The organism is Eubacterium oxidoreducens, from assembly GCF_900104415.1.
Lineage (GTDB): Bacteria > Bacillota > Clostridia > Lachnospirales > Lachnospiraceae > Eubacterium_C > Eubacterium_C oxidoreducens.
Genome location: NZ_FMXR01000011.1, coordinates 18976 through 44703, shown reverse-complemented (window position 1 = coordinate 44703; position 25728 = coordinate 18976). Strand labels below are relative to the sequence as shown.

Below are 25728 nucleotides of genomic sequence, written 5' to 3'. Positions count from 1 at the left end.
ATCCTTTTTTTATTTTTATTTTTGCATAAATTATTATGTTTTTTTGAAAAATTAGGGCACAAGGACTATCTCCTTGTGCCGCTGTTCAAACGTCAAGACTCGCTTGTTATCCCTCATCAATACCATCCTTTGATCGTTTTAGACTAGGACTGTATTAATTCGATTTTCTTTTGCATCGTTTCAAAATTCAAGCAATGCGTTAATGCAACTTCTTTATCTATCACGCCCTGCTGATACAACTGCAATAGTGACATATCCATTGTTCGCATTCCTTGCGCTGCTCCGGAAGCAATCATTGCATCAATCTGATGCGTCTTGCTTTCCCGAATCAAATTTCGAATTGCCAGATTTACAAACATAATTTCAAATGCCGGAATCAAAGTTCCATCTTTTGCCGGAATTAACTGCTGCGAAATTACCGCCTGCAAAACCATAGATAATTGCAATCTTACCTGCGCCTGCTGATTTGCCGGAAATTCATCGATAATACGATCAACCGTATTTGCCGCGCCTGTCGTATGAAGCGAACTAAACAGCAATTGTCCCGTTTCGGCCGCTGTCATTGCTACTTCCATCGTTTCATAGTCTCGCATTTCTCCAAGCAAAATAATATCCGGGCTTTCTCTTAAAGCACTTCTTAGCGCCGAAATATAACTTGGTGAATCGGAAAAAATCTCTCGCTGCGAAACAATACATTTATCATGTCGGTGAACATATTCCACCGGATCTTCCAAGGTAAGAATATGTCCATCTCTTGTATGATTAATCGTATCAAGGATACAAGCAAGCGTTGTAGACTTTCCGCTTCCCGCCTGTCCGGTTACCAACACAATTCCTTTTTTGTAATCTGCCACTTGCATAACTTCCGGTGGAATCTTCATCTCTTCTGCGGATGGCAAACCAAATCGTATTACCCTAATTACTGCTGCCAAAGACCCCCTTTGATGAAAGACATTAACACGAAAACGTCCAACGGAACTAATTGCAAATGAGAAATCATCATCCGCATCCATTCTATCTATATGCTTTCGATTTCGTTTGGCTAATTCATAAATTGCATAAATTGTTGCCGCTGTCTGCGGTGGCAACATCACGCCTTCTTCCGCAAGTCTGATTTGCTTACCATGTGTCTTAAATGTAAGTGGAAGACCTGCAACCACAAAAATATCGGATGCTCCAAGTTCTATTGATTTTTTTAAAATATCGATAAGTTCCATTATTTATCCCCCTGCCATAAATCTAACGAAGTATCTTCGCTCCATGTTGCAGCATTTTTCCATTGTATGATTTCATAGGTCTTTTGCTCCTGATTGATACGTAGTGCAATAAACAACTGCTGCTTCTCACCTATTGTTATGCTCAAAACGCCATCTTCATAAACACTTCCATCCGGCCAGACAAAATCCCCCTCTTGTTGCAAACAAGCATCGACTTGCGCTAACCACTTCTGCCCTAGACATTCATTTTCATAAATTTGTGTTACATGCTCTGCTGCTTTTGCTGTCTGTTTATAATCTGCTTTTGCCGTCATTATACTAAGAACGGATAACACCGCTACACAAATCATAATAACAACAAACAACAAAAATACCGTACCTAAGCGAACCTTTTTACCTCTCATCAGCGCTCACCTCCGGTATATATTTCATTGTTGTTAATTCATATACAAGATCACCACTTGTCGTATACACCTGAAAATGTGCCTGCCACAATCCAGTTTGCACCTGTGATGAATCATATACCAACTTATATTTCGCATCTGTACTGCTTGTGACTGCTTTTGTGTCTGCATCTAACCATATGGTTCCTTCTGCCACCTTGCTTTCCGCTTCAAAAAACGCTGCAACCTCCTCCATATCCGCAGATGATGCATATACTTCTGCAGCATTTTGGCATATCCTGACTCCATCTTGAAGCATCTGAGCCTTTCCGCTTTCTGTAATGGATCCCCCATAAACCTGTATCAAAACACCGGCGACCAACAAGAATATAAATACCAGGATAATCATTTCAAGGCCATATGAGAAAACAGATGCATTCCTATTTTGTCCTTTCATCTGTTCCTCCTTTCGCACTCCGGATTGCCATCATCGCAGTTCCCTGTGATGTCTCGACTCGAAGTAGTGATCCATCCGCATTTAATTCCATCTCAAATTCTTCTTCCGATGTTATCACTTCAGCCAACTGAATATCCGTAGAAGCCGTCGTCTTTGTAAACAATTCCATCAGCTGACCGTTATATACAAATATCCTTGTTTCATACTGCGTCTCTCCTTCCGCCAGCACCAACATATCGGAGCATTTCTCCGGTCCATCTTCAATTGTAATCGCTCCTTGTGCATCTAAAGAAGCAACTTTGGCCTGAAGATAGGAAAGGGTTGCCCTTTTTTGTTCATTAGCCAAGCGTTTATCTGTAAAGACCGTATATAGTCTACACCCAGCCATAGTCAAAAAAAGCAGTGCCACAATTAATATCCCATATAAAATTAGCATGCTAATGGATGCACTATGAATCTTTTTTCGTGCCGGCATTCTTACTCTCCCTTTACAAGTACTCTTACTTCCGGAAGCAGATTTGCTGAATATGCTTCGTAAGATATCACAAATTTATCATGATTAATAACAACACCATAATTTTCTTCCAAATAGGAAATATTTTCCGGATAAATGCCTTCTACGGCATAACATTGTACGCAAGCTTCTAAAATCGTTTTTTCAAGCTCTTCTTTTTGCTGCTCTATCTGATTTGCGTGAAGCGAATAGATGATGCCAAAAACAATCACCACACATATCGCTGCAACAACGAAAGCTACGCATATCCGTATTTTATTTTGCTTTGGCGATCTTTTCTCTACATACATCTTCTTTATCCTATCGTTCCAAGTATTCCAATAAGCGGAAGCATAACACTAAGCAATGTGATTCCAATTGCAGCTGTCAAAAAACCTGTCAGTAATGGTTCTACCTTATCGATCACACCGGTTACTTCTTGTGCGGCATTCTCACTTATTGTATCTGACACTTCCACTAACGCCTGGTCAATCTTTCCGGAATGTGTGCCCGTAATTAACATGCGCGCATACAAAGGCGGAATAATCTGTCTATCATAAAATGCCTGTGCAAGGGAATGGGCTTGTTTCATATCTTCAAGCACCAGTCCAATTCTTTCCTTCAATTGTTTATGAACAATTGTTTTTTCCGTATGATACAGTGCTTCATCCGTATTCATACCGCTGGCCACCAATGTACTCAATGCCTGCAGACATTGTGCCAGCGCCATCTTATACGAGGCTGACTTTGTCATTTTTGATTGTTGTAAAAAATGTGAAATTTTTATTCTTCCTTTTGCCGTTCGATACATCAGCATACCAATCAACAGGCTTGCTGCCATTACAATTGTAATTACAAGCGCAACAATTCCCACCACAATCGCAACGGATACATACGCATAGGAAGACCCCGAAATCGTTCCTGCAAGATTCTCATACACTCCAATAAAGACCGGCAGCACCTTTGAAACCATTACAATTAAAACTGCGCACATTAAAAGTAGCAATATAAACGGATAAACCACCGACGCCTTCAGCCTCGCAACAATATCATCCTGTTTTTTATAATAATCTGCCAGGGCATCCAAAGCCTTATCCATCCTTCCGGACTGTTCTCCTATGCGAATCATCTGTTTTGCATATTCCGGAAGGAAATCGCATTCCCAGACTGCGTCTGCCATTCCCTGTCCAAGAACAAGTTTCTTTTGAATTTCCTTTAATTCATCATAATATCGGTTCTTATCCGAATCATCCATCAACAAACCGATTGCCTCTTCCGGTACAATTCCCCCCGAAAGCATCATTGCTACATTTTCACAAAACACACTGACATATGCGTAATCAATCTGCTTTTCTGCCATGAATACTCCTCCATTAGTTAATAAGTATATCGCTGTGTATATAAGGTATCATCGTCTAAATTCTCTGTATCCACACCACTAGCGGCAAATGTAATATCAATCCGATTCCAGTTTTTAGCATCGGCTGCAATTTCAACCGTCACCCAACCTTGTGATTCTAAATATACTTTATTCCAAGCATGATAGACATTACTTGGTGATACATATCCCGTAATAAGCTGGCACGGAATTCCCATACTCCGAAACATAGATGCGGCAAGCGCAGCATAATCAAAGCAAATCCCCTTCCCACTCTCAAGCGTTTCGTCCGGAGTCGGCAGATAACCGGCTTCCACTGTGGCTGCCTTTTCATCATCATAGGTGACGTGATCACACAGATATTCATATACGATAGATACCAACTGCGCATCATCGCTCGCTTTCGTCGCAAGTTTTTTTGCTAATTGTACACACTCTGAGTCGGCCGTATAATTCACAACTTTGTTAGGTCTGATGTATGGATCAAACTCATTTTCCATTGCCACATCATAGTCAATGGAAAAACTCTTAGCATATTTTCCCTCAGAAATGAATTCAAGAAGTATAACCTCATACTCTCCATCTCCCATATTTAACGGAAAAAACTGTACTGTCCCATCATTTTCAAAATCGTAAATATAACTCTCCTCATCATGCGTAATCTTAAGTTTTAATTCATTGTCTTTTTCTGCTTTCATTGCAAGATAACCATATGACAGCTTGGTCTCATCAATCTCAATATTTCCGTCTTCATATTCCGTAGCTTCTTCCTCTGAAAATTGCGCATCCAAAAACTCCGGAACTTCATAGCCGCCCGATGACGAATCACTTGTCTCACTTGGTTGTGTATTTTCTGAGCAACTGCACATCACTGTTATACCAATTATCAACAGAACAATCATACAAGATTTATGAATCAATTTTTTCATATTTTCTCTCCTGCTATCATTAATTCTATTATAATTCTTTTGTTTTTCAACCACAAGTAAAGAAAAAGGCTTGCTCCTTAGAGCAAACCTTTTTTTCCTGATCACAAGACCCCATCCTAAGTCTCTTGCAAATCTATCGCTTTCCGCTTAAGAATTACAAACGATACTTCATTTCTTTTTATAATTCTGCCAATCTGTCTTCAATAAATTCATAAGTCTTCGGGCATGAATTCTTTAATTTTGCCGAATCCGTACAATAGATACGGTAACTTTGAGCAAAATATTCAGCTGCTGTCGAGGTTACATATGCAGCATTAGATCCCGCATAATCCTCTTTTTCCTCTTCATATATTGCTGCAAACTCTGTACTCTTGTCTGACTTACCTGTAACATAAGCAAGATAATGACCAAGTTCATGATATATAACATCACTGTGGTAAGCAAGCGAAATCGATTTTTTTGAAGGTGAGAATACACCGGTCTTGCTAAGCGATGAATCAATGATAAATTTATATCCATTGCTCTTGAACAAGCTAATCAATTTCGAATCTGCTTTCTTAGCATATGCTGCAATATCATATTCTCCATTCTCAGTAACCGTTGTTGTTGTCTCAAGCACTGTTGTAACAGTGGTCTTAACTTTAGCCTTCTTCGATCCCTTTTTATAGATTGTCTCCTTAACAGTTGTTGTCGTAGTTTTCTTACAGATTTTGGCTGTTCGGCTTGTAGAAGTTACCTTCTTCCACTTTACCTGTGTTTTCTTCTTCGTCTTTGATTTCTTTGATTTAGAACTAAGCGTCTTGGTCTTTGTGCTTGTCTTCTTAGACAACGTCTCAGTTGTCTTCGTAATCTTATCACCATCAGATAATGGAACTTCTTCCTCTAAGATAATTTCTTCATCATCTTCTGCGGTAACTGTTCCTTCTTCTTCTGTAACTTCATCCTCAAAATCTTCTATAGTATCCGTCTCGGATGCCTGCGCTGTCTCCATCGCAGCTTCCTCTTCTACCTGTACATTCTCCTTAGAGGCTTGTGTTTGTTTATCCGCTCCGCTATAAACCACCTGACCAACTGCAAGCGCTGCTAAAATACACCCTCCAATTGCTGCATTTACAATCTTCTTCTTCATATCCATCAATCCTTTCAAACTCATCCTCGAGTTTTATGAATCTAGTATAACTATCATATCACTTGTTATATTTTGTAATAAGCATAATTGGTATAGGCCAAAAAGTCAAGTTCGTTTTTGGGACTTCTGTCCTACTACTTGTTATTCTCCGACTTTTTTTCCTCATCTTCCTTTATTCCATAACCTCCATAACCATATCCATAGCGCTTCTCACCATGTCCATAGCCATATCTGGCATACGAATAGGATTTGGAATATCCGGTACCGGTAAGTCCAACTTCTGCTCCATTTAACAGACACCCCATAATATCCACGCCGGTTTCCGCCAGGTTCTCGATTCCTTCATAAATACGATCCACTCTCGCATAATCCTGACGCACAACAAAAATAGCGGCTTGTGCTTGTGATGCAACCATGGTTGCATCATTTAACAATGCACATGGTGGAGTATCCAAAATGACATAATCATATTCTTTTTGGAGAGTGCGGATTAGATTTCCCACTTTTTCAGAGCTCAGCACTCTAGAAGTTTTTGAAATTGCTTTTCCTCCGGGCAGTATTTCAAGTGAAGTATCTTTGTATTGAACCAAAGCATCCTGTATCTCTTTTCGTCCTTTTAACACATCAATGGTTCCACATTTTACGGACTCCAATGCGAAGCTATCTGCCAAGGATGGATTTCGAAGATCCATATCCACAATGACCACTTTCTCACCCTTTAACGCCAATGACAATGCAATATTGGCAGCCACCGTACTCTTCCCTTCTTCCGGAAGCGCACTTGTAACCAGATATATGTTCTTTTTGGTATCAAGACTGTGATTTTCAATTCTTCGTCGTACAGAGCGCATCGCCTCCACAAATCCGGGTGGCACTCTGAAGTTGTCCATCAATACAAGTTCTACATTCTTAGAAGCATTCTTTCCACGCTTTTTAAATCGCACATGTGGAATTGCCGCAATACATTTTACATTTAATATTTTGGCAAAGTCTTTTTCTTTCCGTATCGTTCTTTTGGTCATGGAATATACAAACAATACCAAAATATCAATGACAAACCCTATTAAAATTCCGGTTTTGGCTGCTCCATGTGACCAATCCTCATTACTTGGTGCTGTAGGCACACCGCTTTCACTCATTACTTCAAGCGTAGTTGAGCCGATTACTGATTCTGCTACGATTGGATAAGATTCTATCACTGCCTGCAAAATATTATATGCCATCTGCGCACTATCTGCGGTTGCCTTTATGGTAATCATATTGGTCTCTTCTACTACTGCTACAGCAATTGTACCGGGAACCGACTCCATATCCAGTGCTTCTGCTACCGTTTTTTGCATGACGGTACTGTTTAAGACGTACTCCAAAGAAGTTGCAAGGCCCGATGCTGTTGTTTCATTATAATAGCTCTCTGTGTATCCATAATAGCTCGCCGCCGTTACCAGATAGGTTGCTTCGGCGGTATATTTCGGCTCATATACCATCTTGACATGTGTATAAAAAAGAGTTGCACAAATACTGATTATTACAAGCAACAGCCACCAGATTCGCCAAAATCCCTTCCATACATCATCAACAATTGTTCCCAAATCAATCGCGGAAGGTGCCGTGCCTTGTCTTGAAGAATACTCTGCCATACTACTCACCCTCCCTCTCGCTGTGATCATATTGATGATAGCGACCATAACCATAGTTTCCATATTCGCCATATCCTTGTCCGCCATGTGTCAGGGATACCCGATTGCCGCCAACATTATTAAATACACAGCCGATTAATTTTTCTTTTCTTGAGTTAATAATATCAATCGCATCATTGATATCTCTTACATTGGCATAATGTTGACGTACAACCAAAAGCGTATTGTCAACCATATTAAGCATTTCCTCCGCATCCGCAACCAATGCCATCGGCGAACAATCGATGATAATATAATCATATTCTCTTTTTAATTCACCGATAATCCGTTCTAAAAGTCCCTGTGATAAAAGTTCTGTCGAATTCGGATATATTACAGTATTCAACAAAAGATGCAGATTGGAATTCTCTTTTTGGTAAATCATATTCTTAGGAGAAATCTTGTGATTGAGCACCTCCCCCAGATCGGTTACTTCTTTTGGATCAATCTGGAGCACCTTGTAAAGTGCCGGTTTTCTAAAATCACCATCAATCAACAAAACTTTCTGCTCTTCTTCAACAAGTTCAAGTGCCAGGTTCACAGCCACTGTAGATTTACCTTCATTTTCAAGAACGGATGTAACCATAAGCACTTTGGAATTTCTATGATTCATCTTGTTGCGAACTCTCGATACCATTCTTCGAACCGCCTCAGAATACGAAAAGCTGACTGTTGGATCGGTTATCAATATGCTTCGTTTCTTTTTCTTACTGCGTCTGGTAAATGTCTTATATTTCTTTTCATGATACAATGTTCCAAGACGTTTTGTGTCAATCTTCTTTTCCACCTCATTCTCAGCACGAATGGCATCTTGAAAAGTTGAACCAAATGCTACAATAACAAGCATCAGGCAAAATACGATGATAAACATTTTAACCATTGCATTTGCCGGTGCAAATGCAGCATCCGGCTGTGTTGGAATGTCACTTTGATCTAAAATTGTCATGATAACGCTTCCTAACACTTTATCTGATACACTTGAGTAATTATCCAAAATTGCATTCATCACCGCATACGTCATCTTCGGACTTGATTCGGTAACACTTAGTGTCATCAGATTCGTATTTTCCACAAGAGAAGTCGTTACCGTTCCCGGAATACTATCCATTCCCGCAGCCTTTGCCACAGCTTCCTGTACAACACTATTACTCAAAATCGTCTGAAACGAGGTCGCCGTTGTTGACGCACTTTGTATATTGGTATATGCATCATTCTCCGTTGACGCCGACACAACCGTAAACGTTGTCGTCATCGTATAGGTTTCCGCATAGGTATATGCCAAATAAGCATACATGAGCAGCATCGCTGCAACGGAAATCATGATGATCATTTTCATATGTTTAATTATATCTCTTCCGACAGTATAGCCATTAAACCGAAAGAGTTGAACCGGTTCTTCATTTCTCTCTTCAAACTGCATTACTCATCCTCCACTACAACATATAAATATGCCTTCGCTTTTGAACTATCATTAATTGAGACTGTATATGTAACAATATAATTTCCCGGCGTATTAAGATCCACATCAGAAGTGTCGATTGCAAACTTGCTACGGCCAATCGTCGATTCTCCCACTGATTTTCCTTCTACCGCTTCATATTCTACGCCCAGATATTCACATTTTTTAATCAGACTTTCATAATCTATAGAATCTCCAACATTAACATATTTTACAAAGTTTTTTAAATAAATCACCGGTGTGTTCGCCATCGATTCCGATGACATCATCGTAATCTTTATTGGAAGTCTACTAATATCTCCTGCCGAGTTCGTAACTTCAAGCTGCATATCATAGACACCTGCCGCATCCGTCTCAATCTGCCCGGAATCTGAGAACTTTAGTTGCCCCGACAAATCCCCATCTAAACAGTCTTTTGCCGTAACCCCTTCTAAAAACGAGGTCGTATTGAGTGTGAACACAAGCGGTTCTGTAATCGATATTCTAGTCGGCTTGTAATCCGTATATACAATCTCCCTGGTCGCTACTCCCACCTCATTATCGGAATCAAATGCTGCAAGTGTTGCGATTCTTCTGCCATCTTCCATAAATGCAGAAATTTTTTCCACAACCAGTGAATCGGTCACATCTCCATCCGTAACATCAGTTGCACTCACTCCATCTAAAATAACGCTTTCATCATCTTCAACCGATATTTCAATCTTCGTATCGCTCATTCTGATAATCGGTGCCATTCCATCCCCCGACTGCATCCTGCGATAGGTCATAAATGCCGCGGCGGCAATTGCCACGATTAATATTATCAAGCCTATTAAGTTCGTCTTTTTCATTTTATTCTCCTACTATTGTCATAACCCCACCTACGCTAACGCTTAGAGGTGGGGGATTTCTCCGACTGAGTTAATACCAACCTTTATCCGCAAATGGTATCAAATTCTGTCCCACAACTCTTTTTCCTTCAATTATTCTTCGCGGGTTCTCGTTTAGCAAAAGCTGCGCTGCTTCTTCCCCGAATCGATCTTCGAGATACTCTGCAATTGAAGACAAATTCGTTGTCCGACGTTCCTGCGAATGTGCATCTGACGCAATACAAGTAATCAGATTATGTTCAAATAAACACTGTGCCGCCACCTCGACTTCTCTTCCAAATTGCCCTAAAAGACTTTGTTTATTCATCTGTGTCAAAACGCCTTCCGACATCCATTGGAATACAAACGCCGGATAATCCTGCACACATTCATATCGTTCCGGATGTGCCAGTATCGGATGATATCCGTCTTTTATCATTCCAAACAAAACATCTGCCATAAAATCCGGATCCTCTCGAAAAGAAAATTCCACCAGATAATATCCGGTATTATTGATGGGAATCACCTTCTTTTCATTTAAAAGCCGCTGTATTCCCGGTGTGGAAAATATCTCATTTCCTCGTAGAATTCTAAGCGGCATCTTTTCTTTCTCTAATTTACGTTGGAACATTTCAAATAATGTCCTTAGGTTCTCTGACTCATAATTTTCATAAATACCCGGAATGTTCGTATGATTCGTACAGACCAGAATATCTGTCCCCCCACTAAGTGCAAGCTCTGCTAGCTCCATGGTCTCATCCCAGTTTTGACTTCCGTCATCAATTCCCGGAAGTACATGCGTATGTATATCTACCCACATTACTCCATCCACCTCTATCCAATTCCGGGTATTTGATAATCAAAAGCAAACAAGCATACAAGATTCAAAATTGCTACAATTGCAATCAAAATCTGCCAAAAGCGGCGCCCGTTTTTGTTTTTCATCTTATTATTTGACATATTCTTCAAGTTCTCATCTCCTACTCTCTATTCACTCAATATTATTTAAATTTTACCATACTAAAAGTAGGAATTTCAACACATCAGACTCTTTAAAATCAATTGACGAAACATGCAAAACATATTATTCTTAGGAAGTGGATTTTATACTTTTAGCATGATACTATATAAAAGTATAAAATCAACCTAATAATGGCTTAATACCATTGAGCCTAATAAGAGAAAAGAGGATTATTATGAAAAAGAAATTACTTGGATGCCTTCTTACAGGCACACTGGCAGCCTTCGCTTTGGTCGGCTGTGGTTCAACTGACAGCGGCAACGTTTCTACATCAGATTCAGATTCTTCATCTTCTGCTGAATACACGGTATCAATTGTACAATACGTTGACGACGCTTCATTAAACCAGATCAATGCTTCGATTCAAGAAGAACTTGCTGCAAAAGGCGAAGAACTTGGCGTGACTTTTAACATTGATTATTCAAACGGACAGGCCGATGCAACCGTTATGAACCAGATTGCTTCTGATTGCGTGGCTGATGGTGTCGATGCCATCATCCCGATTGCAACACCTGTTGCAGCAATCATGCAGGCTGCAACAGAAGGAACCGATATTCCGGTTATTTTCTCAGCCGTATCCGATCCGGTCGGCAGCGGTCTTGTTGCATCTCTCGATGCACCTGGTGCCAATATTACCGGTACTTCGGATGCCTTAAATACAGAAGCGATTATGGATTTAATGTTCGCTGCCAATCCGAACATCAAAACCGTCGGATTATTATATGACAAAGGACAAGATTCCTCTACACAGCCAATCAAGGATGCCATCGCTTATCTTGAAGCAAAAGGCATTAACTATGTGGAAAAAACCGGAACAACCAATGATGAAATCTCACTCGCAGCAGATGCCCTCGTAGCTGCCGGTTGTGACGCTGTATTTACGCCAACCGACAACACTGTTATGACAGCAGAACTTGCTATTTTTGAAAAATTCGCAGATGCAGGAATTCCTCAATACTGCGGCGCTGATTCTTTTGCTTTAAATGGTGCTTTTTGCGGATATGGTGTGAACTACGAAGACCTTGGTACACAAACTGCCGATATGGTTGTTGATATTCTTGTAAATGGTGCAGATCCTGCTTCTACTCCGGTTCAGGTACAAGATAGCGGCATCGCTACCATTAATACCGAAACCGCACAAAAGATTAATCTTGACTACAGCATGTTCGCTGATATGGTAACTAAAGTTGTAGAAACAACTACTGCTGAAGAATTTGAGTAAAACTACTCATTAACATTTTTCAAAATACGTGATAGAATATAATGGCTGTTACTTATGTAACAGTCATTATTTTTTATGTAAGGAGATTTATTCCGTATGCTTTCTTCTGTATTTACAGTTTCTTTGGCGCAAAGCGCCATAGAACTCGGATGTATTTACGCACTGGTTGCGCTTGCACTTTTTATTTCTTTTTCATTATTAAATATTGCGGATTTGTCAACTGACGGCTGTTTTACATTAGGATGCGCAGTCTGCGCGATGGCTACCTTAAGCGGTCATCCCATATTGGGGTTATTCCTATCGCTCCTTGCCGGTGTCATATCCGGATACATCACAGCCCTGCTTCAAACAAAATTGGGAGTAGAATCCATTCTTGCCGGTATCATTGTTAATACCGGACTATATACCATCAATATTGCAATCATGGGATTTTCCTCTACCATCAATCTATTTTCCTGTGATACGCTCTTTACTTGGGCGAAAGATCACATCGGTGGTAACTGGTATGAAATTATTGTAATCTTAATTATTATTATCGTGATTGGAATGCTTCTTACCTGGTTTTTAAGCACCAGACTCGGTCTATCCATACGTGCGACCGGAGACAACGAATTCATGATTAAAGCATCTTCCATTAATCCGTCACTTATGATTACAATTGGGCTTTGTGTTGCAAATGCTATGACGGCACTTTCCGGTGGACTTTTAGCGCAATACCAGCGTTCCACAGACATTAATATCGGAACCGGACAGGTCACCATTGCACTTGCAGCCTTAATTATTGGCGAAACTATTGTCGGAAAAGGTTCTGTACCACGCCGTATCGTTGGTGTCGTACTCGGCAGCTGCTTGTATCGTTTCATCGTTGCCATTGCACTTCGCTTCAATGTCGATGCATCTGCTTTGAAATTAATTTCCGCTATTATCGTTGCTGTTGCTATTTCGATTCCATACCTGCGGGTGAAATTCGGTTTTGCCAAGGTCAAACATACTGCAATCCGCAAAAGAAAACAGGGAGGTGGCTACTAATGCTCAAGCTTATTAATGTATCAAAAACATTCAATCCGGGAACGGTTAATGAAAAAAAGGCATTGAATCAACTGACCATACACTTTCATCCCGGCGACTTTGCTACCATCATCGGAAGTAACGGTGCCGGAAAATCTACCATGTTCAATGCGATTTGTGGAACCTTCTACCCTGATACAGGCGGTATCCTGCTTGACGGAGAGGATATCACCTATGTGCCGGATTATAAAAGAAGTAAATATATCGGACACCTCTTTCAAGATCCTATGAAAGGCACTGCCCCAAATATGAGCATTGAAGAAAATCTTGCTTTGGCTTATCTACGTGCAAACACTTCCAAAAGTCAATTTTTAAGTCGGATTTCCGCCAAGGAAAAGCGCGATTTTCGTGAAAAACTTGCGCTCCTTAATATGGGGCTCGAAGATAGAATGAAGAATCCTGTTGGACTTTTATCCGGCGGACAAAGGCAAGCCTTAACACTTCTTATGGCCACTGTAATCACGCCTAAATTATTGCTTTTGGACGAACATACCGCCGCTTTAGATCCAGCAACTGCTGATAAAGTGTTAGATTTAACCAAACTTATTGTAAAAGAACATAATCTGACCTGCCTTATGATTACGCATAATATGCAATCTGCTCTTGATCTTGGTAATCGCACCATTATGATGAATGCCGGACAGATTATTCTCGATGTAAAAGGGGAAAAGCGAAAAGGAATGACGGTTAACGATTTATTAGAACAATTCAAAGAAGGCGTTGGTTCTCAGCTTAATAATGACCGAATGCTTCTTTCCTAAATCATCTGAATTACGATAGTCAAAACTCGCTTAGAGGTGGGGGATTTCTCCGACTGAGTTAAAATAGGAGCTGATCAATCGATCAGCTCCTTTATAATTCATTTAATCAAGACTTTCAATCCGATGAATGACTTTCATTATGCTTTTTTATATCTTCTGCCTGTGAAATACAATGCTACTCCAGCAACTACTACTACAAAAGCTGCTCCTGCCGCCTTAGTAGAATCAGATGTCTTCGGAGAAGTTGATTCATCTGTTGCGTTCTCAATCATATCCGCTGTGATTACACCATCTACAACTACCGTAATCTTAGTGGTTGTTCCACTCTTTGATACGCTCGAGGTCTTTTTTGTTGTAAATACATCTTTTGCTACACTTGACTCTGTAATCTCAGCTCCGTCTTCATCGATATCCAACTTAACTGTTGCATAATTTGCATCGCCTTTTGAAACATATAAAGTATGTTCTCCAAGAGCTACTGCGTTTGAAAACTTATAATTACCCTTTTTATTTGTTGTTGTCTTTTGTGTCTTACTGTGAAGCTTTACGGTAAGTCCCTTAGCCGGTGTTCCATCTTCATATGAGAAGTTACCTTTTACAATGACAATAAGATCTTCCTCAGAACTTTCTTCGCCATCTTCAGACTCATCCTCTTCTTCACCTTCGTTGTACTCGTCTTCTTCTTCCTCATCCCCATCATAATTCTCATCCGGGGATGCATCTATCGTAGAATCCGTAGCACCATCTGTACCTGTTTCATCTGTTTCTTCAACTAAATCGTCCACTTCTGTAGCACCTAATGCTAAAGGCATTGAGAATGCCAATCCCATACTAAGCGCCAATACTGCTAATTTTTTCATGATATTCCTCCTTGATAAACCTAAACTCCTACTTCTAAACTCTAAATTCTCACTCTACCTCTGTATAGAACACATCCAAAATCACCTCATACAAAGCATCCTCGTCGACATAAACTTCGGTATACTCACCTCTCTTTGCAGTACTTGGAATCGTTACAACTTCCGATTCAAGCCCTCCACTCGCCATTGTTGTCATCAAATATAACGTTTCAGATGCTGAAACATCTGTGATTGTATAATCCTCTGCTAAATTATATAACTTCAAAGGCAAAGTCGGAGAAGTCTTCATCTGTGATAGTGTCTGTGATAAAAATGCATTTAAGTATTGAACCTGACGTTCCACACGTGGCGCATTATTATCCACTTCAAGATCTGTTCCTTCAGACTTTCGGCTTCTGACATAAGTCTCCGCCTGTTGTCCCATAAGTGTTACTGTATTACCTAAATACAGTTCAGAGTCAGCTTCCGTCAAGTCCTCCATTACTTCAACGGTAACACCTCCGATCGCATCATTCAAAACTCCGATACCCGATAAATCAATTGCTACATATCCTGAAATCGGCATGCCATATAGGAGACGGGAAATTGCGGTTGTCGTGTTCTCACAACTCTTCTCCCGACCATCACCATAAGTGTAAGCCAAAAGAACCTGAATCTCATTCTGCCTCCAGTAACTACCATCCTCATGATACTCATCAATCGGAACCATCGTGTAACGGGATATAGGTACCATCTTAGATTCCCCTGTGGAAGTGTCAATCACCATCAGGAACAAACTATCCGCTTGTCCACCTTCCTGATAGGTACTTCCCTCATTGAATTCCTCGCGGTCTACACCCATGAATAACATACTTATGTTACTTTCATTATAAACGTATTTTTTTCCATTGTAAACCACAATTTTACCATCATTTTCAAGCTCTGCTCCATCAGCACCCGTAATTTCCGTATTTGCCGAATTAGAATTTAATAAATCTTTTTTTCCAATATGTTCCATTGCCAAAATGGTAATTACAATTGCTGCTACAAAAGCAACAACTATAATAAGGATAATCAAAAGCAGTTTCTTTATATTAAATGGCTTCTTTTCTTTTGGTGCGGGCTTTATTTCTTCCTCTCGAAATCCGTCAAAATCAGGATTTTTATCCTTCTTTTTGTCATCCCAATAGGAATCAATTGTCTCTTCTAATTTCTTGTTAATATCCTCTTTATTAGTCTGTTTCGACATCTTCTACCAATACTCCCTGTACAAGGTAACGATAATTATGATTTCCCGCTACGCAAGTTGATAATGTTACAATCTTATTGTCCGTTGTAAGTTCCACATCTCTTGTCAACGCATTCATAGAACGAATTGTTGACAGCGTCTTTATGTAATCCGCATAGGAATCTTCATCATCAAATGTATATGCCTCATTAAGATTCGTATTATCATTCTGATATGCCGCAAAAATCTGATATTTTTTCACATGTCCCGGTGTATAGATATAGAAATACTCATTTTCTTCAAAGAATTCCTCATCTTCAAAGTTATGTAGTTCTCCAAACATGGTGTCATTTTTCATATTATGACCATACAAAATTGTATTATTATCATTAAAATCAATATTATTGGCAAGTTCCATATAGATACAACCGGCAAATGCCACTTCTTTATACATATTATGTGACAAATAATAGGTCTGATCGGTTACACTTTCATGTCTTGCAACCGGATAATCAATAACCGTATTTGGAACCTTAATCCAGGCAATCAGCTCTTCGTTATAAGATTGCAACTTATCAAAATCAATGACATCATCCACATATACATCATCCGGTATTTCAGCTGCTTCTCCTTCACGTTCATCATATTCTGCATTCACAACATCTTCCAACAAAAGCTCATATTCATCCTGTTGTGCTTTATGCTGATAAACCGACCATCCGATGTAAACACCGGCAACTATGATTACTGCAATAATCACAATAATTAATACCAACAAACCTTTTTTCTTCTTATTGTTTTCTTCCATAATTTAGTTCCCCCTTCAATTATATTTTAACCTTATTTGTCAGAAATTGCATCATTTTCCGTTACATTCTCTTCCGACGGAATGATGCAAATTGCATCAGATATACTTCTTTCTCTTCCATCTGACGGTTCATTCAACACCATACCATCAAAATACATTGTCGTAGATCCGCCGCCATCTAGTTCGTACGCCGTCTCGCAACCATACTTTTGCATCAGCCTTGCCATTCCGGTATACGTAACGCCGATGCTGTCATTAGAACCTCTTCCGTCTACACAGATAAACACATAATGATTTTGATTGATCTGGCCAATTGCCGTATAAGGCGCTCTTTCGAAATTGCTTTCGCCGCTAATCAGCTCGGATTTTATCTCTCCATCCTCTACCAATGCGGTATCAAACCAAAAGGTATCCGTCACTCCTTGGCTCACCATCTCCTGTGCATCGCCCAGTTCTCCAGGGCGAAACAGTTCCATAGTGCCACTCTTATATATTGCAAGCATCTCTCCAATATCTCTCTCGTCCTCATGATAAATCGTCCCATTTCGAATCAAAATCGGATCTTCATATTCACCGCCATTTCCGCGAAAACCACAAGCATCACCGTTCACAGCAAAGATAGCCCCAGCATTTTTCGCCATTACCGAACAGCGTTCTTTCGATGAAATACTTGATTCATAGTCGCCTCCGGCGAATACGGTCTCAAGCATACTTTCCGGATCATCCATGGTGATATTCGCCACCCAATAAACAATAATATCTTCCGCCGAAGCGCCGTCATTTTCGGTATATTTATCAATTTCGACCTTTAATTCCTTTGACGAATATTCCCAATGTGTATCATCCGGGTCAACCTCTTTTGGCTGATCCGCCGTCAAAAGTTCTTGTTTTATATAAGCTTTTCTTCCATCTTCCACAATAATCAGATAGTATTCATCTTCCACACCGACAACTGTAACTGCATCGTCGAACAGTAAATCAATCTTGTAGCTTGCCTCATCCGCATCTATCGTATCTGTCACCTGGCAATCTTTTGTAACATACATTGTATAAGATGCAAATTCTTCCTTATCATCCGAAACATCCGATACCGGAGTATAATCCAAACCACCATTTCCCAAAACGCCCGAGGAAATAATTCGCCATCCAAAAATCACAATAATCGCGATACATATGATTACGATGATTGCTGTTTTTCGCTTTGTTAAAAAATCTTCTTCCTCATATATGTCCTCAGACTCTTTTGGCCTCTCAGATTCTTTTTTCATGTCAACTCCCTTATCAAACTATAAACTAATCCCTAAAAAGTCACTACTATACGGCAGGTTACCATAGCTAATTACCATCTGAACATAAAAATACATCAAATAGGCAATTATACAAATAATACTAACAAATCTGCTCGAATTCCTTACAAAAACATGCTTTAGCAGCCACGGAAGAGAAATCATATTATAAATCTCAAAGTACACTGCAATTCGACCAACTGCCATACCACTACTGAAAATTGCGACAATATAAAGCGCCAAGGTGATGACTGACATATTAATAGATACACGAATCAACGGGTATTCCAGTTCTTCTACCGCTCTTCTTCCCCACAAAGCCAGTATTACCGGAACTGCGATTACTGCAACACGCACAATATTAACCCCTGACGCATCCGTTGACATGTAATCAACATAAGCAGAATACGTGGTATCTTCTAAGACGCTACTGAAACTCGACCAAAAACAATCAAAACCAACGCCCAAAATCACAGCGAGCACCAATACCAGTCGCATTGTCCTCCCCCATGGCTTTGCCTGAATAATGAAATACACCGGTATCATCACGAGCACCGACGAATGAATCGTTGCCAGAATCAAAATCATAATTAGGTATTTCCAAAACTTCTTTTCCACAATCAGATTGGAAAATGCAAATATGACCGAAACCACCACGCACTGCCGAATTCCGTTAAACATATAAATAAACATGGTAGATGCAATAAACCAAAAGCAGCTCATTCCAAAAAAAGCAGAATATCGCTTAATTCCAATCAAAAAAAACACTCCTGAAATAAGCGCCAGCGAAAACAACCATGGCGTATAATTATCCGGACTAAAATGCTTACAGATTATTTCATATAAAACGAATAATTTCCCTTTTCCAAGCTCTGACCAGACAATCTCACTAAAATTTGTCGGAATGTCCTCATATCCGGTAATATATGCCTGCGTATCTCCGACACCGGCTCCTCGCATACCACAAAAGAAAATTAACGGGACAAAAAGCACAAGCCCCTGCACCCAGGTGCCTCTGCTCTCCCAATGATTTCCACAATATACAGTTTTGTAAAAATTTTCGCCCCATACGATTAAAATAATACTTAAAATCAACAGGCCCCAATATAATGTCATCTATTTCTCCGTTAAAATCTTTTCCAATTGTTCATACGTATCATTCACGACTTGATTCTTATCAAAATAAAGCTCCATATGTTTTCGTGATGCCATTCCCATTTTCTTACGCTGCTCATAAGGCATGTCCAAAAAAAGCATCATCTTTTCATAAAGTGCTTCTTCATCCTGCACTTTAAAAAGCAAACCGCTTTGACCGTCCTCAACCGCTTCTTTGCAGCCGGGAATATCACTCGTAAGAAGCGGCCGTCCCATAGACGCGCATTCTAACAACGTGTTTGCCATTCCCTCATGATAAGAAGGTAGCACAAATCCACTGCACCTTTCAATAAAAGGACGAACATCCTCTTGATACCCGTGATACTTTACAATTCCCTGCTCCTCTAATTGTCTAATCCGCTGCTCATAATTTTCTTCATAAAATCCAACAAGGTCGAGTACAACATCCTCTCTTTTTTCACAGATTCGTTCCATCGCTGCAAACAATTCATCCATTCCCTTTTCTTTCATAATTCTTCCAATAAAAAGGAAATGAATTGATTCGTTCTCATCCGGATATTCGCAAAACGGATATTCTTTGAGATTCACGCCGGCTCCATGAAGCAAATGCGTCTGCGTTTCTCTTACGATATGATAGTCAAGCAAGGTCTGACGATTTCCTTCGTTCTCAAAAAATACGATTCGTACCTTCTTACAAGCCTTTTTATACATCCATATCACAAGCGTGCGAATCGGACCACTCTTTTGAAATGCGCTTCCAAGTCCCGTAATATTAATTGCACAGGGGATATTCGCTTTTTCACACGCCATTGCGCCATAAATATTCGGTTTAATCGTATAAGTAACTACCAGATCCGGCATAACTTCCCTTATGATTGTTTCATATTTCTTCATCAGTGCCCGGTCTGTTTTCGGATTTACACCTCTGCGATCTACATCCGTTTCGATAAATTTACACCCCATCTGTATCAGAGGCGTTACCATATCCCCAAAAGGCAATGAAATAAACACCTCATGCCCTTTATGAAGCAATTTGGCAATCAATTCTTTTCGAAACTTATACAATCCAACATCAAAGTTTGCCAAAATCAATACTTTACTCATCTGCTTTAGCCATCCTCTTCTTCCTCATACAAGCGATCAGGATTTACGTACTGATAACATACCATTCCCAACTTTTGCGGAGCCTCAAAATCGAGCTTAGGATCCTCTCCGACATATGCCATATTACGAAGGGCAATCCCGAGTCGTTTACGCATAATCAAGTATGCAATGTCATTCGGCTTTCTAAACTCATGTACATTACCATGTCCGGCAAGTTCATCTGTTATCAAAATTTCATCCACATATTTATCAAGCCCAAGAGCATCAATCTTATTGTTTTGCATAACCGGTTTTCCATCTGTCACCACTGCAAGATACATCTTCTTCTTTCGAAGTTCTCTAAAACACTCAACCACACCGGGATACAACTCGATCTTCGGATAATGTTCGATAAAGATATCCAAACATTCCCTTAACAATTCCTCCGAATTGATTTTTTCCTTTTTCAAAACAGCTTCGATTGGCATCTCACCTTTTTCCAAGGCCGCACACATCCTGTTATAGCAGTTACGCACCTGCGGCAAATGTTCTGCCACTTCCCGAAGCGCACTTCTCATATACTCCTTTTGAGAATACAAGGTATCATCTAAATCAAATACAACGGCTTCTATTTCCGAACCTAATTGTTCCGGAAGTTCATTAAAGGATTCAAATGGATGAACTTCATCAATATTTTGCTTAATTTGAATCGTCCTTTCCACTCTTGAGAAGAGCAAATCATCATCAGCTGCATTTTGCTGATAATCCATTGTTGCTCCAAACATCATCTTCAGTGCTGCCTGCGGCGAATCTGCTCCGGCTTTAATCGAAATTGGGGCATCTACCGAAAAGAGCGGCCGCATACCAACAAAGTAGTTATATCCGGTTGCTTCTTCCTTCACCACACCAATCGTTAACGGACCGACCGGTTTAAGTTCTTCAAGAATTGCCTGTACTTCTTTAATCATCATGGCATCTTGCACGACACGATAACGGGCAACTTCCTTTTCCTGCACCGTTTCACGTCTTTTTGGAGTAATATAAATCGGCTTTCCTTCAAAGTCGCAAAACACATCGATTTCATACTCCGTTCCATTTACAAACGGTCGGATGAGATATTTCTCAAATCGCATGATATAATACTGCAATTCTTTTTCATTTTCTACACGATAAGAATAAACACCCTTGTTCTCATCTCTAAGTTCAATCGCCGCCGGAAATCCGCCGGTATATTCGACCAGATTATCCGCCGTAACCGTTGTGTGCAGTCCGCATGAACGGAAATAATCCATCACACGCCTTTTATCCATACACATCTGCGTAACTTCCAGTTTCGAAAGGAGCAGGCGTGTTCCATTCTTGTGAAATGCCGCCTGTGCACTTGCCAATATACGGTCATCCTCTGACAATGGAACGACAAGATCAATATGTTCCTTACGGCAAATATCAAGAATCTGATCCACATATTCCGGTGCCTTAGGAGATGACACCCTCTTTTCCTTTTGACACATCAACATCGCCGGAAGTCCGAGCGTCGTATCCGTTGCATAGGTTTCAATCTGTATTCCCAAATTACCGGCCGCATACAAGAATGTCTGAATCAATTCATTTTTATTACCCGGATTCGTAAAGAGCACTTTGACAACTTCTTTATGTTTACTTCCGAATCGTTTACGCTTTGTTCCGGCAAAGCTTTCTGTAGTAGCCGAACCTTCAGAAGAAATATCTGCCCTCGCAAATACCTTTTTCACCGTCAGACACAGTATTTTAAAATCAAGTGCAAAGGAAATATTATCCGAATACTCCAAGTCAAATTCAAACTTTTCTTCCCACTCAATCGCATTTCGTCCATTAACCTGCGCCAACCCGGTAAGTCCCGGCTTTACTTCGTGTCTTCTTCTCTGCCTTGGACTATACAAATCTACGTAATTCGGCAACAGCGGTCTAGGTCCGACAAAGCTCATATTTCCTTTGAAAATATTAACTATTTCCGGCAATTCATCAAGACTTGTGCTTCGAAGCATCGCTCCAAATCTTGTAAGACGCATTTCATCCGGAAGAAGTTCTCCATTCGCATCAGTTTCTGATGTCATAGTCCGAAATTTATACATGACAAAACGAGTGTTATGATGTCCGGTTCGTTCCTGCGCAAAAATTACGGGTTTTCCCAATTTCACTCTAACAAGAATCGCCAGTATCAAATACACCCAGCAAAAAACCACTAATATAATTGTCGAAAATACCAAATCCAATAAACGCTTTACAAAACTGCGATACATAATCTATCCCTACCTAAAATCAGAAACAACTTTTAATAATCTTAATAATTCTGTCCATATCTTCCTTCGTGTTTTTGATATCGCTTGGAAGGCATAAACCTCTTTCAAACAGATCTGAAGATACCGGTTTCGTTTCTAGTCCTTCTTCCGTAACAAAATCGCACTGTTCATATACCGGCTGCTTATGCATTGGATTCCACAACGGTCGAGATTCAATATTTTCCGCTGCTAACGCTTCATAAATCTTTTCCGGCTTCAACATGCAGCCTCGATCTATGGTGAAAGCAGAAAGCCAAAAATTCGGCTCTGCAACTTCTTTTTCATATGGGTTCATGGTAATCGGATATTCTAAAAATGCCTTTTCATATGTCTCATAAATCTTTTTCTTGAGCGCAATATGTTCTTTGATATGTTTGAGCTGTCCTCTTCCGACCCCGGCTACAATATTGGACATTCTGTAATTATATCCTAGCACCTTATGCTCATAATACGGTTTTGGCTCACGCGCCTGCGTCGACAAAAATCTGGCTCTTTGTGCATCCTCTTCCTTTCGGGTAAGCAATGCCCCGCCTCCGGATGTCGTAATAATCTTATTTCCATTAAATGACAACGCACTAAACTCTCCAAAATTACCGGTCTGTACGCCTTTGTAGGTTGCGCCAAGACTTTCTGCTGCATCCTCAATAAGTGGTACATCATACTCGGCACAAATTGCCATAATTTCATCTACTTTGGCAGGTGTTCCATATAAATGCACATAAAGCACTGCCTTCGCATTCGGATATTTTTCCAAAGCCCGTCTTAAAGCCTTTGGAGACATATTCCACGTCTCCGGTTCCGAATCTATAAATACCAGTTTTCCCTTTTCGTATGCAACCGGATTACAGCTTGCCGCAAATGTAAATGTCGAACATAGTACAACATCGCCTTCCTGAATATTAAGCAGTTTAACTGCAAGATGAAGTGCCGCCGTTCCCGAACTTAATGCTGCGCAGCCTGCTGCATTCGTATACATCATCAGTTCCTGTTCAAACGCATTAACATTTGGTCCTAAAGGTGCAATCCAATTGGTATCAAATGCTTCTTTTACATATTCTTGTTCTTCTGCATGCATCGTTGGCGATGCAAGATATATTCTGTCTGCCATATTTCTCCCTACTATTGTTTATGATATTCCGGCACAATTTCTTTTACCATTTCGCGAATACGATCACTTTCCGAATATGCCGCTTCTTTTAATTTATTTAACATATCTGTTAATTTTTCTTCGTCAACCTCAATCGGCTTTCCTACAAATATTCGCTTATTGTCCGTCTGCGTTTTTTCTTCATCCATGAGCAGTTCTTCATACAATTTTTCACCCGGTCGTAAACCTGTAAACTTGATTTCAATATCTCTTCCCGGTTCAAATCCCGACAATTTAATCAGCTTCTTTGCCATATCAACAATCTTAACAGGTTGTCCCATATCCAAAATGAAGATTTCTCCGCCATGTGCAAAAGCCCCTGCCTGTAACACCAACGAAACCGCCTCCGGAATCGTCATGAAGAATCTCGTAACCTCCGGGTGTGTTACCGTCACAGGTCCTCCTTGTGCAATCTGTTTTTTAAACAAAGGAACCACCGAACCGTTACTTCCAAGAACATTTCCAAATCGCACAGCTACATATTCTGTATCGGAATGCCGGTTATACATCTGAACAACCATCTCACAGATTCGCTTGGATGCTCCCATAATATTAGTCGGTCTGACCGCTTTATCCGTAGAAATCATCACAAAACGTTCTACATGTGCGCGATCCGCCTGCCGTGCCACGATAGCCGTTCCGCATACATTGTTCTTGATTGCTTCACACGGTGATTCTTCCATAAGCGGAACATGCTTATGCGCTGCTGCATGATACACAAGATTCGGATGATATTTTTGAAAGATCGTCTCTATCCTTTTTTCATTTTGAACACTGGCAATTACCACTTCCAAATCGAGATATGGGTGCGTCTTTTTCAGCTCCATCTGCAGTTCGTATGCATTATTCTCATAATTATCCAACACGATTAATTGTTTTGGCAAATAATTCGCAATCTGCCTGCACAATTCACTACCAATTGAACCTCCGCCACCAGTAACCAAAACCACCTTACCGGACACATACTTCATAACGGTGTCTAAATTGGTTTCAACTGCATTTCTTCCAAGAAGGTCTTCTAGTTCCACCTCGCGCATGGTAGAGAAATTAATTTCCCGATTAATCAGCTGATACATTCCCGGCATGATGGACACTTTACAGCCTAGGCCACTACAATCTTCAATCAGCTTCTTTCGTTCCTCGCCATACAAGGATGGTATTGCAATCATGATTTCATCTACTTCATATTGCTCCACAAGTTGCGGTAAACGCTCACGCCCTCCCACAATCGGCACATTCTTAAGGAATGTTCCTTTCTTTGCCGGATTATCATCCACAATACACGGAACTTCTACCTTAACATGTTCGGAATTTTGAATCTCTTTTAAGATGATCTGCGCTGCTTCTCCGCCGCCGACAATAATAGCCTTATGGATGTCCGTTCCTTCATTTTCCCTGCGTTCAAACGCATTGATAATTCTCCGCCAGTAAAAGCCCAAAAATGTCATTGCCAATAACAGGAAAAAATAATAGATATGATAGCTCCTTGGCATATGCAAGTCCAGCAAATACATTGCCACTACCTGAACAAGCGTCGCCGCAAGAGCCGACCAGACAACTCTGATATTCTCCTTAACTCCGGCATACTTCCATAGAATCTGGTATAACCGCAGTGCCATATATATCAAAATTGTCAGCACAATATTAATCGGTGTATATCTCCATATATTATTAAGATAATAAATATCAATATTTATTGTTTTAAAATCAAATCTCACCATCAAAGACAGATAGGAAATAATAATCATAGCCAGCGCATGATATATCATCATTCCTATCATTTTGATTTTTGTTCTGTTCTTCCCCATATTCACTCTCCCAAAAGATACAATAATTGTATCACATTTCCTATTTAAAACAAA

At 40.1% G+C, this 25728-nt stretch carries 25 protein-coding genes; 3 read left to right on the top strand and 22 right to left on the bottom strand.

Annotated features, from left to right (window positions below; all coding sequences use genetic code 11):
• Positions 1 to 143: 143 nt before the first annotated feature.
• The 13 genes from BLS20_RS07965 to BLS20_RS14025 all read right to left on the bottom strand — a co-directional run bounded on the left by BLS20_RS07965 (position 144) and on the right by BLS20_RS14025 (position 10938).
• Complete coding sequence (locus tag BLS20_RS07965; protein ID WP_090173847.1) at positions 144 to 1217, bottom strand: type IV pilus twitching motility protein PilT; 1074 nt, start codon at positions 1215 to 1217, stop codon at positions 144 to 146.
• On the bottom strand, positions 1217 to 1621 hold the full coding sequence (locus BLS20_RS07960) for a hypothetical protein (protein WP_090173846.1): 405 nt from the start codon (positions 1619 to 1621) through the stop codon (positions 1217 to 1219). The genes BLS20_RS07965 and BLS20_RS07960 overlap by 1 nt, the downstream gene beginning before the upstream one ends.
• Positions 1611 to 2057 carry a hypothetical protein gene (locus tag BLS20_RS07955; RefSeq protein ID WP_090173845.1) on the bottom strand — a complete coding sequence of 149 codons (447 nt, stop codon included), beginning with the start codon at positions 2055 to 2057 and terminating at the stop codon, positions 1611 to 1613. The genes BLS20_RS07960 and BLS20_RS07955 overlap by 11 nt, the downstream gene beginning before the upstream one ends.
• Positions 2041 to 2532: a DUF4860 domain-containing protein gene (locus BLS20_RS07950; protein ID WP_090173844.1), complete on the bottom strand. Its 492-nt coding sequence runs from the start codon at positions 2530 to 2532 to the stop codon at positions 2041 to 2043. Before BLS20_RS07950 ends, BLS20_RS07955 begins: the two co-directional genes overlap by 17 nt.
• Positions 2533 to 2534: 2 nt before the next feature.
• Positions 2535 to 2861: a hypothetical protein gene (locus tag BLS20_RS07945; protein WP_090173843.1), complete on the bottom strand. Its 327-nt coding sequence runs from the start codon at positions 2859 to 2861 to the stop codon at positions 2535 to 2537.
• 5 nt (positions 2862 to 2866) lie between these two features.
• On the bottom strand, positions 2867 to 3910 hold the full coding sequence (locus tag BLS20_RS07940) for a type II secretion system F family protein (protein WP_090173842.1): 1044 nt from the start codon (positions 3908 to 3910) through the stop codon (positions 2867 to 2869).
• A gap of 17 nt (positions 3911 to 3927) precedes the next feature.
• Positions 3928 to 4857, bottom strand: coding sequence for a transglutaminase-like domain-containing protein (locus tag BLS20_RS07935; RefSeq protein ID WP_090173841.1), 930 nt, complete (start codon positions 4855 to 4857; stop codon positions 3928 to 3930).
• A 178-nt stretch (positions 4858 to 5035) separates the two neighbouring features.
• Positions 5036 to 6010 carry an anthrax toxin lethal factor-related metalloendopeptidase gene (locus BLS20_RS07930; RefSeq protein WP_176762340.1) on the bottom strand — a complete coding sequence of 325 codons (975 nt, stop codon included), beginning with the start codon at positions 6008 to 6010 and terminating at the stop codon, positions 5036 to 5038.
• Positions 6011 to 6120: 110 nt separating this feature from the next.
• Positions 6121 to 7623 carry a polysaccharide biosynthesis tyrosine autokinase gene (locus tag BLS20_RS07925; RefSeq protein WP_176762339.1) on the bottom strand — a complete coding sequence of 501 codons (1503 nt, stop codon included), beginning with the start codon at positions 7621 to 7623 and terminating at the stop codon, positions 6121 to 6123.
• A gap of 1 nt (position 7624) precedes the next feature.
• A complete protein-coding gene (locus BLS20_RS07920; RefSeq protein WP_090173838.1) occupies positions 7625 to 9082 on the bottom strand; it encodes a tyrosine-protein kinase domain-containing protein in 1458 nt (485 codons plus the stop codon).
• The gene (locus BLS20_RS07915; RefSeq protein ID WP_090173837.1) at positions 9082 to 9951 is read right to left on the bottom strand and encodes a hypothetical protein; all 870 of its coding nucleotides are present in this window, start codon (positions 9949 to 9951) and stop codon (positions 9082 to 9084) included. Before BLS20_RS07915 ends, BLS20_RS07920 begins: the two co-directional genes overlap by 1 nt.
• Before the next feature lie 70 nt (positions 9952 to 10021).
• The gene (locus BLS20_RS07910) at positions 10022 to 10789 is read right to left on the bottom strand and encodes a tyrosine-protein phosphatase (protein WP_090173836.1); all 768 of its coding nucleotides are present in this window, start codon (positions 10787 to 10789) and stop codon (positions 10022 to 10024) included.
• 14 nt (positions 10790 to 10803) lie between these two features.
• Positions 10804 to 10938, bottom strand: a complete 135-nt coding sequence (locus BLS20_RS14025) for a hypothetical protein (RefSeq protein ID WP_278286161.1) — start codon at positions 10936 to 10938, stop codon at positions 10804 to 10806.
• Positions 10939 to 11165: 227 nt separating this feature from the next.
• Between BLS20_RS14025 and BLS20_RS07905 the strand changes: the two genes are divergently transcribed.
• From BLS20_RS07905 to BLS20_RS07895, 3 genes are all read left to right on the top strand, one after another.
• Entirely contained in the window at positions 11166 to 12212 is a 1047-nt protein-coding gene (locus BLS20_RS07905; RefSeq protein ID WP_090173835.1) for an ABC transporter substrate-binding protein, read from the top strand.
• A 96-nt stretch (positions 12213 to 12308) separates the two neighbouring features.
• Positions 12309 to 13241 (top strand): ABC transporter permease, encoded by a 933-nt coding sequence (locus BLS20_RS07900; protein ID WP_090173834.1) that lies wholly within the window; start codon positions 12309 to 12311, stop codon positions 13239 to 13241.
• Entirely contained in the window at positions 13241 to 14041 is an 801-nt protein-coding gene (locus BLS20_RS07895; RefSeq protein WP_090173833.1) for an ABC transporter ATP-binding protein, read from the top strand. The genes BLS20_RS07900 and BLS20_RS07895 overlap by 1 nt, the downstream gene beginning before the upstream one ends.
• Positions 14042 to 14178: 137 nt before the next feature.
• Here the strand turns inward: BLS20_RS07895 and BLS20_RS07890 are convergent, their stop codons facing one another.
• Genes BLS20_RS07890 through BLS20_RS07850 form a run of 9 tightly spaced genes read right to left on the bottom strand, consistent with a single transcriptional unit; the run spans position 14179 to position 25674 of the window.
• Positions 14179 to 14901, bottom strand: a complete 723-nt coding sequence (locus BLS20_RS07890; protein ID WP_090173832.1) for a hypothetical protein — start codon at positions 14899 to 14901, stop codon at positions 14179 to 14181.
• A gap of 49 nt (positions 14902 to 14950) precedes the next feature.
• Positions 14951 to 16129: an LCP family protein gene (locus BLS20_RS07885; protein ID WP_090173831.1), complete on the bottom strand. Its 1179-nt coding sequence runs from the start codon at positions 16127 to 16129 to the stop codon at positions 14951 to 14953.
• Positions 16113 to 16916, bottom strand: coding sequence for a class B sortase (srtB, locus tag BLS20_RS07880; protein ID WP_090173830.1), 804 nt, complete (start codon positions 16914 to 16916; stop codon positions 16113 to 16115). Before srtB ends, BLS20_RS07885 begins: the two co-directional genes overlap by 17 nt.
• Before the next feature lie 32 nt (positions 16917 to 16948).
• On the bottom strand, positions 16949 to 18184 hold the full coding sequence (locus tag BLS20_RS07875; protein ID WP_090173829.1) for a phosphodiester glycosidase family protein: 1236 nt from the start codon (positions 18182 to 18184) through the stop codon (positions 16949 to 16951).
• An 18-nt stretch (positions 18185 to 18202) separates the two neighbouring features.
• Positions 18203 to 19318, bottom strand: coding sequence for an EpsG family protein (locus BLS20_RS07870; protein ID WP_090173828.1), 1116 nt, complete (start codon positions 19316 to 19318; stop codon positions 18203 to 18205).
• Positions 19319 to 20422, bottom strand: a complete 1104-nt coding sequence (locus tag BLS20_RS07865) for a glycosyltransferase family 4 protein (protein WP_090173827.1) — start codon at positions 20420 to 20422, stop codon at positions 19319 to 19321.
• A 5-nt stretch (positions 20423 to 20427) separates the two neighbouring features.
• A complete protein-coding gene (locus BLS20_RS14020) occupies positions 20428 to 22680 on the bottom strand; it encodes a sugar transferase (RefSeq protein ID WP_090173826.1) in 2253 nt (750 codons plus the stop codon).
• A 19-nt stretch (positions 22681 to 22699) separates the two neighbouring features.
• Positions 22700 to 23827, bottom strand: a complete 1128-nt coding sequence (locus BLS20_RS07855) for a DegT/DnrJ/EryC1/StrS family aminotransferase (RefSeq protein WP_090173825.1) — start codon at positions 23825 to 23827, stop codon at positions 22700 to 22702.
• 11 nt (positions 23828 to 23838) lie between these two features.
• Entirely contained in the window at positions 23839 to 25674 is a 1836-nt protein-coding gene (locus BLS20_RS07850; RefSeq protein ID WP_090173824.1) for a polysaccharide biosynthesis protein, read from the bottom strand.
• Positions 25675 to 25728 lie beyond the last annotated feature (54 nt).